Annotated in this window: 4 protein-coding genes; all 4 read right to left on the bottom strand. The window is 68.0% G+C overall.

Annotation, left to right across the window (positions count from 1 at the left end):
- Nucleotides 1-109: 109 nt before the first annotated feature.
- Nucleotides 110-994 carry a GIY-YIG nuclease family protein gene (locus VGH85_12055; GenBank protein ID HEY2174531.1) on the bottom strand — a complete coding sequence of 295 codons (885 nt, stop codon included), beginning with the start codon at nt 992-994 and terminating at the stop codon, nt 110-112.
- 55 nt (nt 995-1,049) lie between these two features.
- The gene (locus VGH85_12060) at nt 1,050-2,336 is read right to left on the bottom strand and encodes an MFS transporter (protein ID HEY2174532.1); all 1,287 of its coding nucleotides are present in this window, start codon (nt 2,334-2,336) and stop codon (nt 1,050-1,052) included.
- A gap of 63 nt (nt 2,337-2,399) precedes the next feature.
- Nucleotides 2,400-2,864: a pyridoxamine 5'-phosphate oxidase family protein gene (locus VGH85_12065; protein HEY2174533.1), complete on the bottom strand. Its 465-nt coding sequence runs from the start codon at nt 2,862-2,864 to the stop codon at nt 2,400-2,402.
- Between the two features lie 557 nt (nt 2,865-3,421).
- Nucleotides 3,422-3,652, bottom strand: a 231-nt coding sequence (locus tag VGH85_12070) for a hypothetical protein (GenBank protein HEY2174534.1), incomplete at its 5' end; no start/stop codon positions are given.

The following is a 3,652-nucleotide window of genomic DNA, read 5'->3' on the forward strand; positions in this document are numbered from 1 at the left end:
CATGGACCTTGGTTCGAAGACCCCGATGGCTGCGCTGACCTGATCACCCAACACCTCAGCACCACTGGGTTTCCACCGGACCTCCCCAGCCCGACCCGAGCACCGACGCCTACCTGTCGTACGACTCGTTGATCACCGGGCTGATCTCATCTCTGACCAGACTCCGATATGTCTCGGCGTCGAGAGCCCTCGCGCGTCTGCGGTGACGTAGTCGCCGCGCGTGCACCAGCCGCGGACCGGCGGCGAAGAACCGCAGCGCCGACGCCCTGTCGCGGCGAAGCGCCGGCTGCATGAACTCAGGTCGGTGGGCTGCCGCACTGAGCAAGTCCTCGGCCAGCCGCGGCCTTGTCCCGGACAGGAAGCGGCGCAGGCCCTCGCGGATGTCCGCCGGCGCCGCCACCGCGAACGATGCGGGCGCCGACCTCGTGACCGCAGTCGGCATGCCGGCGCCCTGCCCCGACGCCGCCCACATCAGACGTAGCAGCGCGGTGTAGCCGTCGCTGCACGCGATGCCCAGGTCGGAGGCGACTCCCTTGCCCAGGTGGGGAAAGCACCCGTAGGCACTCCCGGTCACAGGAACGACGGGTTCCAAGGTGAAGTGGAGTGTCCCCGTCGCATCCTCGACCACGACGATGTACGGCGCTTGTGGGTCCTTTCCGACCGGGTCATGACCCCGGAGGCCGGGGTTGGTGTTGAACGGTGGGCGCAGGGCGAAGATCAGATCCGCTTCTCGCCAGAAGGCGGCCTCCTCGTCGGCGGCGATTTCCCACACGACCCGGCGGACCAGGTCGTACTTCTGATGCAGTCGGGACTCCTGCCGCTTCGTCGCCGCGTGCTGGTGCAGACGCTGCCGTAGATTGCGCGCCTTCCCGACGTAAAGGACGTCGCGGTGGTCGTCGAGGAAGAGGTAGACGCCGGCATCGCGGGGTGCGTCAGTAGCCGCCGCGCTGAGCACGCCGAGCCCGACCTTGCCCCATCCGCTCGTGTCATCCACCCGACGCACCCTCCCACTCAGGTCCACCGACGCCTGCGAATGCCCGTCCGTCGGCTCAAACGGAGTCGGTTTCGACCATTCTCTCGCGGGTGAGGTCTGGTTCGACTCTTCCGACCGGTAGGCGCAGCGGGGGCAGGCGGCGGGCGACGACGGCGAGCAAGGGCATGTCGAGGAGGGCGATCGCGATCAGCGGCAGCCACAGCGCGGCGGCGCCGTGGTGCAGGGTGAGGGTGACAAGGCTCGGGGTGATGATGTCGCAGATGGCGAAGGTGAGTTGGTAGGCGGACATGTAGCGGCCGAGCGTGCGCGGGGTGCTCGCCTCGGTGACGACGGCGGGCACGACGGAGCCCTGCATCACCTCGCATCCGGTCACCAGTACGACGGCCACCACGGCCAGCACCAGGCCGGCCGCGGTGGGCACGAACGCGATGGCGAGCACGGCGGCGAAGCCTGCGGCGATGATGGTTTGGGACCTGAGCAGGACCCCGCGGCGGCTACGGCCGGTGATCCGGCGCACGATCAGCGGCGTGCCGAGGGTGCCGAGCACGGCGTTGATGGCCAGCACCGCCCCGGGCGTCCAGGTGGGCAGGCCGACCGTACGTACCAGGAAGACCGGCAGGCCGACGGCGAAGGCCAGCGACAGCAATGTCAGGCCCAGGTTCGCGCCGACGAAGCCGAGGAACGGCCCGTCGCGCAGCACGCTGGACCAGCCGGTCTGCCCGTCCTCCGGCGCCGCCGCGGGCTCAAGCCGCTCCCGGCCCAGCCCGACGAGCGGTCCCCACATCAACGCCGCCGCCACAGCGAAGGAGGCCGCGTCGGCCGCGGCGACGAACACGTAGCCGGACCGGCCGCCCACGGCGACGACCACCCCGGCCACCACACCGCCGACCGCCCACCCTGCGGTGCGTACCGCCGTGGCGAGGGCGAACCACTGCTCCCGGCCGCCGTCCCCGGCCACCTCCGAGACCAGGGCCTGGTAGGCGACCCAGAAGATCGAGTTGCCGACCTGCACCATCCCGGCAGCGACGATCAGGTGCCACGTGGTGCCGACGAACAGGTAGTTCACGAACCCCACGGCCTGCAACACCTGCGCTATGACGACCGCCCGTTGCGGGCCAATCCGATCGCTGAAGCCGCCCGCCGCGAACGTGGCGGGGATCCGCACCAGCGCGGCGACCGACAAGGCCAAGCCGATGGTCGGCAGCGACAGTGGCGTGGTGGCGACGAAGAACAGCAGCGAGAACGGGATGAAGAGGCCTGAACCGAGCGCGTCGATCACCAGGGCGGCCAGCAGGCGCTTGTGCCTCGCCGCACCTGGTGGCAGCAGACCCCGCCCGATCATCACTGCTCCTCACGTGACTCTGCCGCCGGTCAACGCGCACGACCGCCAATCATCTCCGTGCGGTCAAGCCATTTCTCCAGGCGGCGTACTGAGCCACACGCCGTCGCGCATGAGGGTGCGCCCTCGGAGTTCGTTCTCCTCCCGCCACGCCTGGACCCGTTGCGGCGACACCCGCAGAATCGAGTCGGCCCATCCGCGCGGATCGGAGCCGTTCTTACGCCGGTACGCGTCCACCTCGGCATCGCTCATGTCGGACGACGGTGCGACGGCGGCGTCACCGTCGATGAGGACGACGTCGCGGGTGGCGCCGAGAGCGATCCTGACCCGGCTGGCGATCTTCGCGTTCCTGATCGTCCGCGACGACTCATCCGTGGCGAACACCAGCCGGCCGTCGTGCCAGATGAACGAGAGCGGGACGAGCCAGGGCCGTTGGCTGTCGGTCGTCGCCAGCCAGGCGTCGACATCGTGCTCGAGATGGTGCATCGTGTCGGCGATCCGCTGCTCGCGGCTCCGCGGGGGCTCTGCCATGCGGCCACGCTAGAGCAGCAAGCGCACGCGGACGGTGACCGGGCCTTGCCGGAGACCCCGGGGAGCTCATTTTCCCATTATCTCAACGCAATATATTGACACACGTATTGCACGATAGGCGAATATCTCAATTCTGCATTTGGCAGTAGTGGTGACGGCATTACTGGATCGGCCCGGAGCCTTTCGCCTTTCGCCGGTATTGATCTCGTATTACAGCTTGGACACATCATCTTGACAGGGTCGACTTCGAATGCTTCGCTTCCGTAAATCAATTTGATCAATTGTATCCCCGTCATGAAAGTAATTCCGATCAGCAGCCCATTAGGCCTTTGCCCTCACCGCTCCGACGATGCGCAGATATCAAGAGCGCCGCCGGGACGGAGCGACGAGGTGAGTCTTCTCCCCGACCGCTAGTGCGACAGCCAGCAACTGAAAGCGGGCTTCCCGCCTTCGATGTGCTCAGACCGCCGGTGACTGCGGGCCGGTGCCCGCTGCACCCACAGAAGGGACCACAAGACAGTGAATGATCGAGGAAATCTGTCGCGCCGGAAGTTTCTCTACGGTTCGGCGGCAGTCGCGGGCGGGGCCATGCTGGCGGCGTGCAGCAGCGGAAACAGCAGTAGCAGCGGTGGCAGCGGGGGCGGTAGCGGGGGCGGATCCGGCTCGGGCGGCGCGAGCGCTGCCAAGGGCTCGGCGAAGAAGCCGTTGGCCCCGCCGAAGAGCTTCAGCGAGTCGCCGACGCTGGCCAGCCAGGTGAAGGCGGGCAAGCTGCCGGCGGTGGCGAAGCG

The organism is Mycobacteriales bacterium (assembly GCA_036497565.1).
In the GTDB taxonomy this organism is placed as follows: domain Bacteria; phylum Actinomycetota; class Actinomycetes; order Mycobacteriales; family QHCD01; genus DASXJE01.